14 protein-coding genes and 1 pseudogene are annotated in these 17,035 nt (G+C 58.7%); 11 read left to right on the top strand and 4 right to left on the bottom strand.

Annotated elements, in window-relative coordinates:
- Positions 1-6 precede the first annotated feature (6 nt).
- From DSM43276_RS08490 to DSM43276_RS08465, 6 genes are all read left to right on the top strand, one after another.
- Entirely contained in the window at positions 7-819 is an 813-nt protein-coding gene (locus DSM43276_RS08490) for an oxygenase MpaB family protein (protein ID WP_078329278.1), read from the top strand.
- 37 nt (positions 820-856) lie between these two features.
- Positions 857-1,900, top strand: coding sequence for a Nickel transporter NicT (gene nicT / locus DSM43276_RS08485; protein ID WP_211196761.1), 1,044 nt, complete (start codon positions 857-859; stop codon positions 1,898-1,900).
- A gap of 116 nt (positions 1,901-2,016) precedes the next feature.
- A complete protein-coding gene (locus DSM43276_RS08480; RefSeq protein ID WP_078329280.1) occupies positions 2,017-2,385 on the top strand; it encodes a hypothetical protein in 369 nt (122 codons plus the stop codon).
- A gap of 12 nt (positions 2,386-2,397) precedes the next feature.
- A complete protein-coding gene (locus DSM43276_RS08475) occupies positions 2,398-2,934 on the top strand; it encodes a DUF3558 domain-containing protein (RefSeq protein WP_078329281.1) in 537 nt (178 codons plus the stop codon).
- An 87-nt stretch (positions 2,935-3,021) separates the two neighbouring features.
- Entirely contained in the window at positions 3,022-4,395 is a 1,374-nt protein-coding gene (locus tag DSM43276_RS08470; protein ID WP_078329282.1) for a hypothetical protein, read from the top strand.
- Between the two features lie 12 nt (positions 4,396-4,407).
- A complete protein-coding gene (locus tag DSM43276_RS08465; RefSeq protein WP_078329291.1) occupies positions 4,408-5,478 on the top strand; it encodes a DUF2235 domain-containing protein in 1,071 nt (356 codons plus the stop codon).
- On the opposite strand, the gene DSM43276_RS08460 is transcribed toward DSM43276_RS08465, so the two are convergent.
- From DSM43276_RS08460 to DSM43276_RS08445, 4 genes are all read right to left on the bottom strand, one after another.
- A complete protein-coding gene (locus DSM43276_RS08460) occupies positions 5,456-6,052 on the bottom strand; it encodes an LpqN/LpqT family lipoprotein (RefSeq protein ID WP_078329283.1) in 597 nt (198 codons plus the stop codon). The genes DSM43276_RS08465 and DSM43276_RS08460 overlap by 23 nt on opposite strands.
- Before the next feature lie 741 nt (positions 6,053-6,793).
- A complete protein-coding gene (locus tag DSM43276_RS08455) occupies positions 6,794-8,041 on the bottom strand; it encodes a hypothetical protein (protein ID WP_136629015.1) in 1,248 nt (415 codons plus the stop codon).
- 26 nt (positions 8,042-8,067) lie between these two features.
- Positions 8,068-9,345, bottom strand: a complete 1,278-nt coding sequence (locus DSM43276_RS08450; RefSeq protein ID WP_078329292.1) for a protein kinase family protein — start codon at positions 9,343-9,345, stop codon at positions 8,068-8,070.
- Entirely contained in the window at positions 9,345-10,073 is a 729-nt protein-coding gene (locus tag DSM43276_RS08445) for an MspA family porin (protein WP_078329285.1), read from the bottom strand. Before DSM43276_RS08445 ends, DSM43276_RS08450 begins: the two co-directional genes overlap by 1 nt.
- Positions 10,074-10,655: 582 nt before the next feature.
- Between DSM43276_RS08445 and DSM43276_RS08440 the strand changes: the two genes are divergently transcribed.
- From DSM43276_RS08440 to DSM43276_RS24080, 5 genes and pseudogenes are all read left to right on the top strand, one after another.
- Positions 10,656-11,096 carry a DUF6319 family protein gene (locus DSM43276_RS08440; protein ID WP_078329286.1) on the top strand — a complete coding sequence of 147 codons (441 nt, stop codon included), beginning with the start codon at positions 10,656-10,658 and terminating at the stop codon, positions 11,094-11,096.
- A 951-nt stretch (positions 11,097-12,047) separates the two neighbouring features.
- A complete protein-coding gene (locus DSM43276_RS08435; protein ID WP_078329287.1) occupies positions 12,048-13,211 on the top strand; it encodes a phospholipase A2 in 1,164 nt (387 codons plus the stop codon).
- A 141-nt stretch (positions 13,212-13,352) separates the two neighbouring features.
- Complete coding sequence (locus tag DSM43276_RS08430) at positions 13,353-14,186, top strand: LppU/SCO3897 family protein (protein ID WP_136629012.1); 834 nt, start codon at positions 13,353-13,355, stop codon at positions 14,184-14,186.
- 574 nt (positions 14,187-14,760) lie between these two features.
- Positions 14,761-15,333: pseudogene (locus DSM43276_RS23795) on the top strand (hypothetical protein); the annotation flags it as partial.
- A 1,134-nt stretch (positions 15,334-16,467) separates the two neighbouring features.
- Positions 16,468-17,034 (top strand): LppU/SCO3897 family protein, encoded by a 567-nt coding sequence (locus tag DSM43276_RS24080; protein WP_420359332.1) that lies wholly within the window; start codon positions 16,468-16,470, stop codon positions 17,032-17,034.
- The last annotated feature ends 1 nt before the right edge of the window (position 17,035 follow it).

Raw genomic sequence — 17,035 nt, 5'->3', positions numbered from 1 at the left:
TGTGCAATGAAGCACTCCCCTGCCAGGCTTGTGGACCTGGTCAATCCCGCTTCGCTGCTGTTGCCTGCCTCGAATGTGATCATGCAGCTGTCGCATCCGGGCGTCGGATATGGCGTGGTGGAGAGTCCCGTCGACAGCGGCAACGTCTACAAGCATCCGTTCAAACGGGCCCGGACCACCGGAATGTTTCTCGCGGTCGCCACGATGGGCAGCCGCAGCGACCGCGAGGTGATGAAGCGCGGTGTTGACGCGGTGCACCGGCAGGTCCGTTCGACGCCCAAGAGCCCGGTGAAGTACAACGCCTTCGATCCGGGACTGCAGCTGTGGGTGGCGGCGTGCTTGTACCAGTACTACGTGCAGGCCTATGAGTCGTTGCACGGCCCGCTCGATGATGCGACGGCCGATCAGATCTATCGCGACGGCGCACGGATCGGCACCGCATTACAGGTGCGACCCGAGGAGTGGCCGCCGGACCGGGATGCGTTCAACGACTACTGGAAACGCTCCCTGGACGAGCTGCGGATCGACGCGCCGGTACGCGAGCATCTGTTGGGGGTCGCGTCGTTCAAGATGCTGCCGTGGCCGCTACGGATGGCCGGACGGTTCAATCTGTTTGCAACCAAAGGATTTCTGCCCCCGCAGTTCCGTGAGCTGTTGCAGGTTTCGTGGACCGATGGCGACCAGCGCCGCTTCGATGCGCTGCTGAGCGCGCTGCGGATCGCCGATCGGATGGTGCCCGCACAGCTGTGGACGTTGTCGTATGCCGTGCTCATCTGGGACATGCGATTGCGCGAGCGCATGGGTAAGCCTGTCGTCTAGGCTCGCAGGCGTGCGGATTCTCACCGGCTGGCGTCGTTTGGACGAAGGTCAGAGGCGCAGCGTCGTCGGGATGAGTGTGGCGGTGGGCGTACTGCACGTCCTTGGCTGGGGCATGCTGGTATTCCTGGTCGCTCCGGCACATTTCACGGTGCAGGGCAGCGTGTTCGGGGTCGGCCTGGGTGTCACGGCGTACACGCTGGGCATGCGGCATGCCTTCGATGCCGACCACATCGCGGCCATCGACAACACCACCCGCAAGCTGGTGGCCGATGGGCGACGCCCAATGTCGGTGGGTTTCTGGTTCTCCCTGGGGCATTCGTCGATCGTGTTCATCATGGTTGGGCTGCTGGCGCTTGGCGTTAAGGCATTGGCGGCCAATGTTTCCGACGAGCAGTCGTCGCTGCAGCAGTGGACGGGCGTTTTCGGGACAGCGGTCTCCGGCACGTTTCTGTTGCTCATCGGGCTGCTCAATCTGGTGTCGCTGATCGGGATCTACCGCATTGCCAAGCGGATGCGCGGCGGTGAGGTGGACGAGGCGGCGCTGGAGCGCGAGCTGTCCCATCGCGGCGGGCTGAACCGGCTTTTCGGGCCATTGATGGCCGCGATCCGCAAGCCCTGGCAGATGTACCCAGTGGGCCTGCTGTTCGGGTTGGGGTTCGACACGGTCACCGAGGTGTCGCTGCTGGTGATCGCCGGCGGTGCCGCGGTGACCGGGCTGCCCTGGTACGCGATCTTGGTGCTGCCCATCTTGTTCAGTGCCGGAATGTCGCTGTTCGATTCGCTCGACGGATCGCTGATGAACTTCGCCTACGACTGGGCGTTCCAGGAGCCGGCGCGCAAGATCTACTACAACCTGGTGGTCACCGGGCTGTCGGTGGCAGTGGCGGTGCTGATCGGATCGCAGGAGATCATTTCGATTCTCACCGAGAAGCTCGATATCACGACGGGTCCGCTGGCCGCGGTGGGCGAACTGGATCTGGCAGCGATGGGTTACGTGATCGTGGCGCTGTTCATCGTGACGTGGGCGTTGGCGGCCCTGGGCTGGCGGTACACCGGAGTGCGTAGGCGCTGGGGCGGGTAACGCGACTTTGTCGCACCTGGCGAAATTTCGATGGAACCGATCCGGGACGTTCGACGTCCTATACACATACGATGAATCTGACCTGGCCAAATCCGGCCATGACCTGAGGGGGCGCTATGTCGGTGGATCAGCTGATCGAGAACGCGAAGGACGGACGGCTCGTCCTACACCTCGAAGACGGCGCGATCGACGCGGTCATCGCCGCGTGCGGGGACTACGTTCAGGCGCTCGAGGACCTTCGCAGGGATGCACGCGACTTGGCAGGATATCCCCTGGGATTCGCTGAAGCGAAGCTCCCCTCAGGCGCCACGCTAGCGCAGGCGTTTCAGCACAAGGCGTCTGGCAGCGCGACAAGCGCTGACAACACATTCCAGTCACACATCGACCAAGTCGAGGAAATGAAGACCCTGTTCGCTGCGCTACGGAAGGGCTACAAGGCGACAGATGCGAACAACGCGAACAGTTTTGGGCAGCCTGGCCGTTAGAGGCCGCACAGAATGTCACGTGTCGTGTTTTTGATATCAGTAATGCTTTTCGTTACAGGTTGTTCTAGCGCAGTTACTGGGTCGCCTGTGACATCACCACTCCCCACGAACTCTAAGGGTCGTGTTCACATCACATTTGACCCTTGCAAAGACATTCCGACAAGCATCGTCGAGCAACTGCAGTTGGACAGAAAACCTCCGCGCCCAGACTCCCAAACTGACGGCGATATCGAGACCGTCTTCTGCAAGTACTATCCGCGAACCAGATATCTCCTGACCGTCGCCGCGTCGAACTACACACTTGACATGCTCAAGAAGGCCAACAACCACTGGGGATACCAGGACCTAGAAATTGGCGGCAGAAAGGCCCTTTTCGCCTACCGTGCCACACCACCGCAAAAGGATTCCTGCGTGATCAACGTGGAAGCAACCACAGGCGTGTACGGGGTCGCAGTCGACACATCACATGAGGACTTCACGCCATACCCCGACTGTATGACCGCGGTTCGCTCGAACCTCGACGCACTCCTCCCCTACTTCCCGCTTTGAGATCTCCGAAAAAAGATGGAACCGAATCGCCGCGGGCGACGTCTGAACCAAAAGAGCAGTTGCACGCTACGACACTAAGGAGGGGCCATGACTGGAGAAGAAGACGGCTGGACCAGGGGCAACCGCGAACGTGAAGTCGTCTACGCGAAGCAGCGCCAGCATGGCTCAAACATCGATGGCGGAACCGAGTCCGTCGGAGTTCCAACAGAGGATTTCGGCGGTTGGTCTCACACGGATATCAAGGCTGCATCTGACGCATTCGAACCCGCTAAGGCGATCCATGCCTCTGAAGACTGGGCAAAGCTGGCTACCGGTTTCAGCAAGGCGTTGGACGATTTCAAGCGGACCTTTGATACCGCTGTAGGCGCGCAATGGACCGGAGAAGGAGCAGACGCAGCCAAACAAGGCATCTCCGACTACAAGAGTCACGCCGAAAAGATCAGTGACGGACTGTCGCTCATGGCCACCAAGCCCTCCGAAGTCGAGACGGCGATGACGCAGATCAAGAGCCTCATGCCCGACGTCGTCCAAGTACAAGAACTCAAAGGAAACACCCGGGCGGATTACGAGCAGCACTACGCCCAACAAGCGCTGGCTCAGCAGAAGCAAGATGAAGCCCGCATGATCATGCGAAACGTCTGGTCCCCCGTTTCGCAGCAGGCGGGGTCCGGACTCCCGGCCCTCCCAGCGGCACCACAATTCGGGGACGCTTCCGCGGTAAGCGCAATCACCAATGCTGCTTCGAACTGGGGTGGCGGCAAGGACATCCAGCCCGACAAGATCAAGCCGATCGACGAGGCCGCGGTCCGTGCGGCTGCAGCCGCGGCTCTGGCAGATCCGGCACAGGCATCCGCCTCTGGCGGGTCCGGCGCCGCAGGTGCTGCCGCGGCCGCCGCAGGTGCGGCGGGTGGTGGTTCGGGAGCTGGCGCTGGTGGCCCAGCGGCCGCAGCGTCCGCTGCTGCCGGAGCGGGCGCCGGGGCCGGCACCAGACCATCCTCGGGTGGAAGTACCACCGCGACCGGCCCTAACACTGGATCAGTCCCAGGCACCTACGGCATCGGCCGGTGGGGCAAGCCGACCACCAACAAGGACGAAAAAGACAAGGATCAGAACGCGGATCTCACTCCCCTCGCCGCCGGACCGATCATCGCGGGCTCCTACACCGCGGGTGCTGGCATGGGGCTTTCGGCCGCGCCGACCGCTTCGCCGATGTCGGGCATGGGAATTGCCCAGCCGCCGACCATGATGACAGCGGGGGCTGCGGGCCAGCATCACCAGGAGGACGAGGACCAGCACTTCACCCCTGAGTTCCTCGTGAGCCTCGACAACGGCAACGAACTTGTCGGCCCACTGCCGAAGGTGTCCCCCGCCGTCATTGGTGTGTGGAACGAGGAGCATGTCGACTACCAGAATCCGCACGCATCGCCGTACGACCCGAAGCCATACGACGGCGAGGACTAACGCCAGATGACGATGGGCAAGAACATCGTCATCTGCTTCGACGGCACGGGTAACCAGATTCGCGCCGCCGGGAACACAAACGTCGTGCGCGGCTATGACATGGTGATCCACGATCAGACCGACCGTCAGATCTCGTACTACGACCCCGGCGTCGGCACCGATCCGGCCATCGGCACCTATGCCCCAGCAGGTCAATTCGTCGCCCGAATACTGGGTTTCGCATTCGGGATTGGCTTGCGCGCCAAACTGGCTCGGGCCTACACCTATCTGATCGAACGGTGGCAGCCCGGAGACCGCATTTTCATCTTCGGATTCAGCCGCGGTGCGTTTTGCGCGAGAGGCCTTGCCGGGCTTCTCAACTCGGTCGGCATGCTGCGTCCGGGCTCGCAAAACCTCGTGCCCTATGCGGTGAGCCTGTACGCCCGGTCGTGTGCAAGTTGGTCTCCGGAGCGCTGGGACCAGCTGCATTCGTTTTCACGAACCCTCGCTCGTCGCGAGGATGGCAAGTTCGCCATCCCTATCACGTATCTGGGCCTGTGGGATACCGTCAGCGCGCCCGGCATCTTCAAACGCAACATGCAATGGCCTTATGCACCAAGTGTTCCCAACGCACAGGCCGGACGGCACGCGGTGTCTATCGACGAAAAACGCCGACCCTACCGCGAGTACCTCATCAAATCCTTGGGCGATGAACGGCCCGTCGACGAAGCGTGGTTCGCCGGCATCCATTCCGATATCGGCGGCGACTACGCCGATGACGACAGACTCTCCGATATCGCACTCAAGTGGGTGATCGAGGGTGCCGCCGAACATGGCTTGTTAGTCAATACTGAGAAATACCAACGGTATTGCTCGGTTGAACCCACCTATGCCATGGGCAAGATTCATCGGGTCAACTGGTTCTGGGCGCTGTTAATTTTCCGCCGCCGACACATCCCTGACGGCGCCTGGATTCACGCCAGTGTTGCCGACCGTATGGCGGAAGACAAGAGCTTCCGCCCACCGCTACCGGAACACACCACCATTGTCGACGCCCAATGGGCCACTCCGGCAACCGATATCAGGATGTTGCCGGCGGACTGACCTGCAGCCCCGCAAGGATGGTTTCACGAGCGCTGTCGAAACCCCGCACGGTGTCATCCAACGCCTGTACCGATACCCCAACGGTGAACACCTTGCTGCCATTCTTCACCACTACAATGGTGGTGGTGACCCGGTGAACAGGGATTTTTCCCAGTCCCATGTTGTAGGTCAACGTCTTCGACGGATACCCGCAGATGGTGCCCGACGCTTCAACAAGATCTGTAATGCCGAACATCTCCAAGCCGTCACGCTCGGCGGCGAACGCGGCGTCCTCGCTCGACACCTTGCCCGTCAAGTCGGCCATGGCGACCGTCGCGTTCGGAACAAACCCGTTGGCCCGGAGTTCTGGAGCCGCCAAGTAGACACGCACCACACCGCTTTCGAACCGCTTGATGCGTTCCCAGCCCGAGGGCTGCGGAACCTCGACGCGCGGCTCGGAGTCGTCATCCGGCGGCATTTCCAAGAGCGGAACCGTCACCGAGCTGCACTTAGGGTTGGTAAGCCGCTTGCCCTCTTCGCCGGGAGTGGCTATGGCGTCACCGCCGACGGTCACCGTGCATCCCGATACCAGCATCGTCGCAGCGCACGCCACTGCCAACATCCATCGAGTTGCCCTAGTCACCGACTCAGCCTAATCGCCTGGACACACCGTTCTACAGAGGTTACGGACTTTCGTGTAGCCAAAATCCAACAAACCTCCCCGGAAACGGGCCACCCTTCGAATACGGTGCACCCGCGCTATTTCCCTAGCCAAATGATCTGTCGGAGTTATCGCAGCACGCGTTAGCGGATTGGTTCGGATCGGATGGTGATGTCCGTCATGCAATTGGGATTCTTCTCACGGAAGCCAAGGTGAGTGATGCCCCAAGACTGCACGGAAGTATAGACCGTTTTCTCGTCTCGCGAGTGTCCCGTTGGCCCTGCCGTTACGTGCACGTCAGGGAAATGTGCCTTGACTTCGTCGAGCGAAATACATCTTCCACCAAGATCTATCGCGTAGTAGCTGTACTTCGACCAACCATTGTCCCCGGTGCGCAGCTCGCCACGAATAATGTTTACGTCATCAGCGAGCTTGGACGGACCATTCATCCAAGTGATCGAGTCCTCTGCCGAAAGCTCGATTCCTGAGGCCCCACGAATCTTCTCTGCAGTGAGAGGTATTTGACTTCCGACCTTATTTACCAAATCCCACCATGAGAGGCCAGACTCCGGCAAGGGCGGCTCCTTAGCTGAACTCGTTCCACACGCAGCCATCATGAACGCCAATGTTGCTATTGGTATAGCTCGTAGAAACATCGCACTAATTCTCACTATTCTACTTTTTGGCAGGCGGGAAGGCTTTATCATACCAGTCGCCAAAATATTGGGAGTACGTAAGCGCTGGGTCTCCCGACGGATGTTCCTTGGTCCCAAATATCTGCCCAATCTGCCTTATCGCCTGCTCATAGGTGACGGACCCATATTTGTAATTGTCATAAATAACCAGGTAATCGGACCTATTGGCCTGATTTCCAGCAATACCTATGTCTGGACCACCCTGCGACAAGATGAACTGCTGATCTCGAACATTAGCCATTGTCGCAGCACCCTCGTTGTCCAGGGTGCCGTTGAGATAGGCAGTCTTCGAACTCACATCGTAGTGCGGACCATAGATGGCGTGTCCGACCTCATGCGATATGGTCTGCGCAATTGCAGTTGGCTGTCCTTTTTCGCTGCTATCGATCACAATTTCCGGCCGATCGCCATAGCTTGTATATGATCCCGCCTCGTCGCCTGGACCTGAGAACCTGATCTTCCAGTTTTGCTGACGAAGCTGAGTGAGGTCCCGCTGAAGAGGATTGGATTTTTCAAGAATCTTGTTCACGCCGTCAAAATCGTCCTCAAGCTTTAACAGGCTGTCCTTGTCCGATTTTGGCTTCGTCGATGAGGTCGGCGGTGTAGTCGCGGTTGACGATGCAGATGGCGACGGCTGCGACTGCGTTGCACTTGTTGGTGTAAGCGTTTGAGACGGAGCCCTGCTCGGCTGCTGAGTCTGCGTAGGAACCTGGCTCGGCTGTTGTTGCTGCCCTTGCTGGGGTTGTTGGCCCTGATTCCCCTGTTGTGGCGCCTGATAATCCGGATTCGTCTTACCAGGTCCCTGCGTGTAAGGCGTCGCAGTCTGATAGTTCGGGATCTGGTTCCCATGGCGGGGTTGCTGCCCCTGGTCAGCTTGTTGTGCGCCCTGCTGGCCCGGTTGTTGAGGCGCACCCTGTGCGCCCGTGTTGTAGATCGAAATTCCGTTGTTCTGGTCCAGCGGAGGTTGGTTAATACCACCCTGATAGTCCGACTGTTGCGGCGGCAGACCCGGCGGCTGGAATTGCGAGCCGCCACCGCTTTCCAGACCACCCGTTGGCCCCGGAGGACCCGTCGGATCAGCAGTGGCCCCCGGCAGACCCATCACACCAATCACCGGCGGGGAGTTCGTGTTTAGATGCCACCCCGACATCGCCACGGCAGTAATCGCCACGGCAGCTAGCGCTCGCCGCAGCCCGGCAGGAATGCATCCCTTCTTCATCGGAGTCATCAGTGGCCCCCTTCCTCCCCTACCGATCAGCTACTGCAATAACGGTTGTTGTTTGAGGGCAAGAACCTGGTGTTGGTACCCGGACCTGCTGGCTGGCATAGCCCGCCGCCCAGCAAGTTCTCCTTGGACCAGGCCGCATGTCCGTTGGCCACATTCAGGCACGCCTCGTAGTCGGGACCGGTCTGTCCAAACGTGGCCGTGCACTGCGCCGACATGTTCGCGAATGCCTGGTTCTTGCACACGTCTACTGACATCTGCGCCGGCGTGACGTCCAGGCACATTGCCTGCCGCTGGCACGAACTCCAGAAATCAGCTGTCCGTCCGTCCTCGGATCGGAAGTCGTTCGGACCAGACAGGCACCGATCGGCATGCCGCTGGGCATACAGCACCGGATCAACATTCCCCGGCCGGTGAGCGCCACCCGGGTCGACAACATAATCGCCTGGCGCACCAATAATTTGGGCCGCCTTCTTCGCCTCTGGCGGGCCACCGCCCTCGGGCAGCCCATCCCAGTCACTGGTCAGCTGACCGCTGGCCGGGATCGACGACGCACGATACGACAACGTGATCGTGATGGGGAACGCGAAGATGTCGGCAGGTCCGAGATCCAACGCGAGGTTGGACTGCTGATACATGTAGTCACCGTGGATCACCGGGTTCACCTGCACCGGGTTGCCCTTCGCATCGCGTGCCACCGGCACCGACAACGTGGCGATCGTCGTGGCCGGCAGACCCGGCGCGGCGTCGGACTCGACCAACACCACATTGCTGCCCTGACGCACGTGAGTCCCCTCCGGAACCCGCAGGCCGAAGGTGAAGTTCTCCGGCGTGAAGATGGTGCGCCGGATGATGTTCACGTCGACACCACCACCCGCGAACGGCGAAATCCGGTAATCGGTGTCGCGAGAGGTAAAGGTCGCCGAACCACCGTCGCCCCACTGCGCCGGCGTGAGCTCTCGCTCCTGAGGCAGATGCAGTACGACATCCTTACCGGCGATCGCCGTCGGCAGATGGGTGCCATCGGTGGGTGATGGCGAGATGGTGGCGTTGGAACGTTCGCGGCCGGCCGCCAACGGCCGACCCGTCCCTGGCCCAAGACCCAGCGGAGTGTTGGTTTTGACCTGGGCGCCACCAATCGGCGAAATTCGCGGCAGATCATCGGGCTGCGCCACCGGATACGGAATGGGCTTCGGGGGTGGCGGCTGGATGGGATCCGCCAAAATTCTTGGCGCAGAACCCATCACGATTGAGAACATGAATGCCAGCGCGGCCATCAGTACCGCACCACGAGTACGGGTAGTCATCACAGATCCTTGGGCTCGCCGTAGATGGTCTGGGTGTCGTTGCCGTTCTCGGTGCGGATCCGGAATGTCGCGAAGGACTGGATCTTCACCTGGCCGCCGCACCCGTCGGCTTCGACGTTCTGGTTACGCACCTGCGAGACCGCCCGCATGTTCCGGAAGTTGATCCGGTCCATCGGAAGTTGAGCCAAGCCACCCGGCTTGAGCAGCACGCGCATGTAGCCGCCGATGTGCTCCTGGGCACCCAAGGATCCGCCCGCCGAGGCACCACCGAAACCACCGCCGCCACCACCGCTCTGACTACCTTGTCCGTAGCCGCCGCCATACACCTGGCCATTGACCTGCTGGGACAAGGTCAGACCGAGGTCACCGCCCAGCTCAACTCCCGACGAGGAGTCGGTGCGGCACCCCACGAAATACCCCGTCTCCAGCTGCGCATCCTGGATCACGGCACCACCGTTACCGGTGATCGTGGCCTCGGCACGGTAAGAAACGCGCGCCTGCCAAGAGTTGCTCGCACCGGCGATGTTGTCGATGTGATCAATGACCTCGTTGGTCAGCGTCAACCCGACGGTCCAGCCGTCATCCGTCACGAACTGCTGGTACTGGTCCGGCATCCCCTGCGGATCCGCGGCAGCGTCAGAAACGCCCACCATCAGCCCCATCGCAACAGTCACAGACGTTGCGATGGCAGCGACACAGCTTCGACGTGCCAGATTTGGCAACTTCATGAACCGAACCCCTCCGTGTCCCGTCCTAACCCGATCGGGCCGGACCCCCGTACGCCCGCCTATCCGTAGGCAATGCCATCAACTGCATCTTCCTGGGAAAATACATTGCATGGCAATGCTGGAGAATCTAAGGCCGAGACACTCTCTTGTCAACACTGAGACCGAGTCGTCACAGTTTGCGTGATCAAGATCGCGAACTTTTCCGAGGTCACTGCGGGCTGGAGCAAAAGAGTGTGAGCATGGCTACAGGAAACATTTCAAGATCATCGATAGCGAACACATCGGAGCAGACTTGACGCTACGCCAGAGGATTAGGCCACCGACGCACGTCAGATCTGCAGAAAGATGGCAGATGATCGCCGAGGTGACGGCTGAAGCACCGAAAGCGAGTCGAGTGAATGGTTGCTGGGAGGCAATGTTGAGTCGTTTGCCTGCTAACTAGTGTTGGTAGCCGCCGAGGGTTTCGCCCCCAATCCCCCGCGGGCCCATGACGCGCGAGTCAGATTGACCCGGCACATCGAACATGTGTTCTAATGACTGTCACTGCCCGCCCACTGCGCGCGAATTTCAAAGGAGCTCACCGTGACAATGACTGTAGACACTCCAACAGCAGACGTATTGGACACCGACTTTGACACCTCCGACGTCCCGATGAGTCCCGTCGACGTCCCCACGAGCACTGTTGCGCCCATCTCTGAAACGTCCGCCGCAGAGAAGCCACAGAAGGCACCGGCCAAGAAGGCGACAGGCAAGAGAACCAAGACTATCGAGCTGACCCTCACCGTGACCGGTACCGCCGACGGCGAATGGCACGCCGAGCTCAAGCAGGGCAGCTCATATCTGGCCCGTAATCTCGCCATCGCCGCCGCCGCCGTCTCACGCGCGGCCAAGGAGCTGCACGAGGATCTGTCTACCCCGATCGACGCGGTCATCGAGGAAGCGCGCTCCCAGCAGGCCGCCAAGGTAGCCGCACTCGAAGCCGAACTCGAAGCCGCGCGCAAGGCTCTCGCTGACTTGGACTGAGCGCAACGGGGCTAAAAAACATTTGGCTCGTAGGGTTTCGAACCCGAGAGCGCTAACTCTCCGTCTGGGCAGTGAATGCCAGTTGCCAGAGCACGAGAGATGAAAAGACCCCTGCCCGTGACCAAATCGCACTGGCGCTGACGTTGTCCGGCGCTGGCGGGCTTGTATCCGCATGCGCAATTCCGGCGCTTCTACATCCAATGGGCCAAACATTAGACGCCTGGAGGCCAACCGTTCTGGGACTTCTACAACCGGTTCTTCAACAGGCACGAGGCACAGAAGGCCGCCGAGGTGGTGGCCGACGGCCACCTGCAGCACAATCCCGATGTGCCGGGATGACAAGGCGCCATTCGTGTCCTACTTCGCGGGATTTTTCGCCGAACCCCCAGGGGCCACCACTCTGGAAGCAAAAGCATCGCGTGGACCGTCCGCTCAGTGAGTGCAACAGGTGTGGCGTTCACCGGTCATGGAGACAAGATCCTGAACTCGCCCTATCTGGAGTGCAGACGTCTGATCCACACGAACCTTCCTATATCGCTTGTCAGCGGATCGGCAAGCCAGGCCCTGACAGACCTTCGGCACTCAACCACCTTCAGCCCGTTAGATCAGCCATGCAGCTGTGGCTACCCCAACCTTGGCTCGGCAGCGCAGATAGCCTTGCCCATCGACCAAAACTGAGATGCCCAGCAGTTAGCCCAGAAACTGCCGCATCGGGCCACGCGGAGCTACACAGTTGCTCGACCGGCCTCGCCACTGACACCTAGCTCATTATATTGCCAGGTTGTGGCCGGTTACTTGCAGGAGAAGTGTTGAAATCCCGGCCCGACGTCTCCTTCAGCAAATCGCTAAATGCCTCGGGTGTCTAGACATACCGGCAGCCTATCTGCCATGATTCCCGCATCTGTCGCGCGCACAGCGCATATGGGGAATGAACGGGAGGGGCCTTCATATATGGCTATGAGTGACCGCTGGCGCATGTCGTCAGGTTTGCGCCAAACATCAGCATTTGTCGCCATCATGACACTCGCAATCGGGGGCGCAAAGGTGGCCAGCGACCACACCCTGGCTGGCAGCGGATTTTCCACGGTAGCGACCGTGGCGGCCGATCCCACCGGCCCTACCGGTGGCGGTGGGATGACCGGCCCTCCAGGCGGAGGAAGCCAATTCCAACCCCCCGGATCGCCGCCGCAACAACCCGACTACCAGGGCGGCATCAATCAGCCGCCTCTTGATCAAAGTAACGGGATCTCCATCTACAACACGGGCGCACAAGACGCACCACAACAGGTCGGGCAGCAAGCGGGACAGCAGCCCCAACAAAGCTGGGATCAACCTGCCCACGGCACCCAACCACCCGACTACAGCACCCCGCCTGGATACACGCAAGGCCCGGGGCAGCCCAATCCCGATTTCCAAGCGCCGCAGCAGCAATCACCACAAGGCCAACAACCGCAGCAGGGCCCCTCACAGGCACCGAGCCAACAGCCAAGCGAGGCGCCGACACAAACACAGCAGCCCGATGAAAAGCAGGAAGAACCACGCGACGAGAACCTGGATCAGACCAACAGAGACGATGAATGCACGCCCGCTTTGGGCATAGTTACTCCTTCCAGTTACCGACAGACGCTGCCGCGATCCTTCGCCCCAAGGATTCCGAGCGGAGATGGAAAATGCAGAAAGTGCGATGACGAGCGCACCAAACAGTACGACAGGAACTGCGACACGAAGTTCGCTCCGCAGACCCCTGTCAGCACCGACAACCTGTTTGCCATGCCATGCGGTTACATATACGACCCGGACAGCAAGGCAACCCCTCCCCAGGACAAGGCCCGGCACGACTATTGCTCGGCAGCAAGCCCTGATCAATACGCTGGCTGGTCAGGCACTGTGGATTTTGCCTATTCGTGCGCTAGACATGACATGTGTTATGACTCAGTCGATAAAGCAGACCCAAATGGGCCAGGATTGAAATACCATGGTTGCAATCTTGCTTTTAAAGAGGATCTAATAAATGCCTGCAACACTCTCTCAGGAATAATGGGTGGGCCATCGCGCGTAGGATGCAGAAACCAGGCGAGACTCTATTACTCCGCAGTTGAAGAGTCCCACAAATAAAGCCGAGTTGACGAGAGTAGATATCCTATGAACTTTATATATCGCCTCGCGGCGGCACTGCTCTGCTACGGAGCTATCAGCTTAAGCCTATCGGTTCACGCCGTATGGGTGCGGTGGGCATTCGTAACTATCGCAATACTTGTGACTGGATACGTGTATCGGTTGCGTCGTGCCGAAGCGAACCGTGCGGCATATGGCGTTTCACTAGCATTACTAGTGCTGTCGCTTACCCTAGATACGGCCAGTACCGTTGCGTTAAGAGATTCCGCAGGACCTGATATCGGTACGGGTATAGTTCGGCTGTTTTCTTGGCTGCTAGCTCTTATTGGCGTTTTTGTTACTCCGACTATTACTTGGGGCTCTGCGCAGGTATCCTGGTTAGGGAAACGCCAACGAAAGTACATCTATGTCGCGCTCGGTGTTATTATTGCCTTCGTTGTAGGTGGGATTATCAAGGGGTGCACCAGTGGCCCTTCGTCTCCCGAGGCTCCACGAAATAGTATTACCTCAAGCTTTGACAATATCCCGGGTCAGATAATCGGCAATGATAAACTGGTTGGCACCTGCGTACATCTCCATGGCGACACGGTAGATAGTCCCGTTGCCGATGCAGTGCCCTGCACTTCCCCTCAGGCTAACTACAAGATTATTCAGGTAACGAAATCGCGCAACGAGTGTGTCAGCGATGCAGATCAGCGCTACTATTCAAAAAATGGACGTGATGAAAGCACATTCTGCCTTGACTATAATTGGACAGCCTCCAAATGCGTGAAGATGGCCGCGAAAACAGCATGGAACGCGACCGTGGCCGACTGCAGTGATATTCCACATTTTCCATTGGAGAAGCCCCATTTCGTCATCCTGAACTCGGAATCGCCCGCAGGATGTCCAGATGGTGGATGGACACATCCCCAGCGAAAATTTACTGTCTGTACAACCACTATCGGCAGTTCCGCAGGCCATTTCGGCGGATAGGTGCCGTCGCTGTCGTGGAGCGCCGTGATGTGGCCAGAGCCTGACCCGTCTCGAAGGCGAGCGGCGTCGCCAGGAACGTGAGCAGGCGCTTGTGCCGCGCCGAACGTGAGCAACGGCAGCAGGAGGCTATCGAGCGCCAGCGCCGGTGGCGCGGGAAACAGTCTGCTGGCCAATCAGCGCCGGGCCACCAAGCCAGTGCGCAACCAGAATGGCTGCGGTGCAGCGCCAGGCCCGCCCCGGGGCTCGGGCTGAGCTGCGATGGCGCCAGGCCCAGGAAAGCGATCAGCTCACCGGAAAACACCGCGCCGAACTCCCGGCGCGCGCCCAAGACTCCCGGGACCCCGATAATCAGCCGAGAGTAGGCCCATCACCGGGGCTGACGTGACAGTTATAGCATTGCCAGGTGGCAGCCGGTTACTCACTGACCCGGCGTACCTCGCTGGGAGCGACCGAGTTGTAGCAAACATATTTATCTTCATTTCGTCTGGACAAAACTAGATTATGTCTGTCATGATCCTCCCATCAGCTATACGCGCAGGCGGCGTGTAGCAATTATCGGGAGGGTCTTCTGCACATGGTTATGAGTGATCGTTGGCGCATGTCACCAGGTTTGCGCCGAACATCGGCGGTGGTGGCTATCGTGACGCTCGCAATAGGTGGGGCGAAAGTCGCCGGCGATTACGCGGCGCCCGGTGCTGGGTTTTCCACTGTCCAGACCGCCGCCGCGGACCCGACGGGCCCCACCGGTGGCCCGGGGGGCGACGGCGGAATGAACGGGAGTCAATTTCAACCGCCTTCGATGCCTAACTCGATGCCCGATTATCAGGGCGGCAACAGCCAGCCGCCGATGGATCAGAACTCGGGTATCAGTATCTACAACAGCGGATCACCTGGGGCGCAACAGGTTCCAGGTCAGCAGGGCGGACAACAGCCCCAGCAAGGCTCGGACCAGCCCGCTCACGGGACCCAGATCCCGGACTATCAAACCAATCCCGGATACACCCAAGGTCCTGCTCAGCCCAATCCCAATTATCAGGCACCGCAGCAGAATTCGCCGCAACAGCCGCCTAGTCAGCAGCCACCACAGCAACAAACCGGTCAACCCACACAAACGTCTGTACCCACACAAACGTCCGTACCCACACAAACGTCCGTACCCACACAAACGTCCGTACCCACACAAACGTCCGTACCCACACAAACGTCCGTACCCACACAAACGTCCGTACCCACACAAACGTCCGTACCCACACAAACCGCAACGTCGGAACCTACGTCAACGACAACGCCCAAAGACTCCGAAAATGAGAAGGACTTCGGGGACTGTGTTGGCCAGAATTTCAAAGAGAACGTCGGTGAAAATATGGTCAAGGATGGATTCACGTCAGCCGTAAAGGACGGCATCAAGGGCGCCGTAGTTGGATGTGTTGTTACAACTGCCGGTTGTGTCGGAGGTGCAGTTGGAGGTTTCGTGATGGGCTTTGTGGGAGGCTTTGTCAAGGGGATAGTGCTATCCCCCATAAAGACTGGTATAAAATCCGCATGGAACTGCCGATAGCTAAGGGGATACGTAGACCATGAACATCCGAAGAATTGTAGTATTAATGCCCGTATACGTTATTCTCATGCTTGCGGTAAATGCAGTATTTAAATCTCTAAATTTCGAGAAGCCGGGACTCCCTACTTGGATGGTGGTAGGGTTTGTCGCGAGCGCTTTAGTATCTTTCGCTTTGCTCGTTTACCTTGCGCGCCATAGACTTGTGCATGGCCCTTTCCAACGCGATAAGAAGGCCTTCGCTATTTCGGTATTAATCGCACTAATCGTCTCGGATGCGGCTGATGGCATCCTTTACTCTGCATTCTCAGTTAAGTCGATATATGCCGCCATCCCTATTGAGATAGCCTCGTACTGCATCCTAATTGGTACCGCACTTGTTGTGCTTAGGATCTATTCTTCAGAAGCCAAGCATAAATAGCCCGGTACTGAACAGTGTCAATCGGACTTATAGCTCAAGTGATCTGGGCAATAGCATACTTTCTGTTACTCACACTCCTGCTATTTTACTCTGGGGTCATCGCTTACCGCATTTCACGGCAACAAGCCAAGCTACGATACCTAAAGAACAAAATAGACGGCAACGATGTTCTAAAGATCGTTCTAACCGCGATAGCCGGAGTCCTATTTCTGCTGCTTCTCTCACAAAAAAATGAAGTAATATACCATATACTCCTTTGGGGAGTAGCCGCACTAACCCTGTTGGCCACTGCGATCGCTTTTCGCATGGGAAGTAACCGCAAACTCGTTCATCAAACAGCAAAATTTGCAGCTATATACCTAGTAGCAATATTTCCGTTGACGATCTTGTCATCCCAGAACCCAACCCCAGCAAGTCCTTCGGATATTCTGTCTGCAATGCGCGCCGGGCAAATTCCGAACGAGTTTCCTATCGTCACAGAGAAGGCGGGAGCAGAGCTTAAGCAACGGGACTGCGTTAATCTTGATCAGGAACTAGGAAGGACTCGACTCAACAAGGTTCAATGTGGTGATACAAGCGCGTTCCGCGTCATTCAAGTCGTATCTATAAAGGAAAAGTGTGTCGATGACGCAGACCTAACCTACTCATCGGTCACTAAGCGCTATGTGGCGTGTCTCGACTACGACTGGTCTCCAGATCGCTGCCTGATAGTTAAACAGGGCCAGCCCGTCCGGAAGGTTGATTGTGCAACGCCTGACTCTGAGAGGGTGGAAGCGATCATTATGTCGACAGATAACACCTTGAACTGTAGCCAAGGTGGTTTCGCTCATCCGGTGCGTCGGTTCACGGTGTGCACGGAGGCGCAGAAGTAGA

Source organism: Mycobacteroides salmoniphilum, from assembly GCF_004924335.1.
In the GTDB taxonomy this organism is placed as follows: domain Bacteria; phylum Actinomycetota; class Actinomycetes; order Mycobacteriales; family Mycobacteriaceae; genus Mycobacterium; species Mycobacterium salmoniphilum.
The sequence above is the reverse complement of the archived record's forward strand: the minus strand, read 5'-3'. Positions and strand labels throughout refer to the sequence as shown.

Bases quoted from the DNA above. Each gene is read 5' to 3' on its own strand.
- DSM43276_RS08455 (WP_136629015.1), bottom strand. From the start codon at position 8,041: ATGACTCCGATGAAGAAGGGATGCATTCCTGCCGGGCTGCGGCGAGCG.
- DSM43276_RS08450 (WP_078329292.1), bottom strand. From the start codon at position 9,345: ATGACTACCCGTACTCGTGGTGCGGTACTGATGGCCGCGCTGGCATTC.
- DSM43276_RS08490 (WP_078329278.1), top strand. From the start codon at position 7: ATGAAGCACTCCCCTGCCAGGCTTGTGGACCTGGTCAATCCCGCTTCG.
- DSM43276_RS08480 (WP_078329280.1), top strand. From the start codon at position 2,017: ATGTCGGTGGATCAGCTGATCGAGAACGCGAAGGACGGACGGCTCGTC.
- DSM43276_RS24080 (WP_420359332.1), top strand. From the start codon at position 16,468: ATGGGAAGTAACCGCAAACTCGTTCATCAAACAGCAAAATTTGCAGCT.
- DSM43276_RS08470 (WP_078329282.1), top strand. From the start codon at position 3,022: ATGACTGGAGAAGAAGACGGCTGGACCAGGGGCAACCGCGAACGTGAA.
- DSM43276_RS08445 (WP_078329285.1), bottom strand. From the start codon at position 10,073: ATGAAGTTGCCAAATCTGGCACGTCGAAGCTGTGTCGCTGCCATCGCA.
- DSM43276_RS08465 (WP_078329291.1), top strand. From the start codon at position 4,408: ATGGGCAAGAACATCGTCATCTGCTTCGACGGCACGGGTAACCAGATT.
- DSM43276_RS08460 (WP_078329283.1), bottom strand. From the start codon at position 6,052: ATGCTGGTATCGGGATGCACGGTGACCGTCGGCGGTGACGCCATAGCC.
- DSM43276_RS08475 (WP_078329281.1), top strand. From the start codon at position 2,398: ATGTCACGTGTCGTGTTTTTGATATCAGTAATGCTTTTCGTTACAGGT.
- DSM43276_RS08435 (WP_078329287.1), top strand. From the start codon at position 12,048: ATGGCTATGAGTGACCGCTGGCGCATGTCGTCAGGTTTGCGCCAAACA.